The sequence below is a fragment of the Streptococcus mitis genome, from assembly GCF_946190285.1.
Lineage (GTDB): Bacteria > Bacillota > Bacilli > Lactobacillales > Streptococcaceae > Streptococcus > Streptococcus mitis_CP.
The window spans coordinates 1-274 of the sequence record NZ_CAMHZX010000048.1 but is presented as its reverse complement, the minus strand read 5'-3'; the positions used below and the strand labels follow the sequence as shown (position 1 = coordinate 274).

At 66.8% G+C, this 274-nt stretch carries 1 protein-coding gene; it reads right to left on the bottom strand.

Annotated features, from left to right (window positions below):
- A partial coding sequence (locus tag N8L39_RS09330) for a hypothetical protein (protein WP_261039382.1) occupies window positions 1-274 on the bottom strand: 274 nt, incomplete at both ends.

Below are 274 nucleotides of genomic sequence, written 5' to 3'. Positions count from 1 at the left end.
CCAGTTGCGGGGCGAGCTGGTTGACGATGTCCATGCCTGAGGCGTGGACCCGGGAAATGGCTTCATCCGCGATTACGCCGGTCTGGGTTTTCAGTGTGTTCGCGATATCGATCTGGGTGGCTTCGCTGGCCTGGTAGAGATCGCTGAGCGCGCCGACGCAGACGGCCAGGGCCTGGAGCTGGTCCGCCAGAGGGTCGCTCTTCAGGGCGGCGGCCGCGGCGGCGCGGCGCAGGATCATCTGTGCCTCGCTGATCTGTTCGTGCAGGGCGTCCCG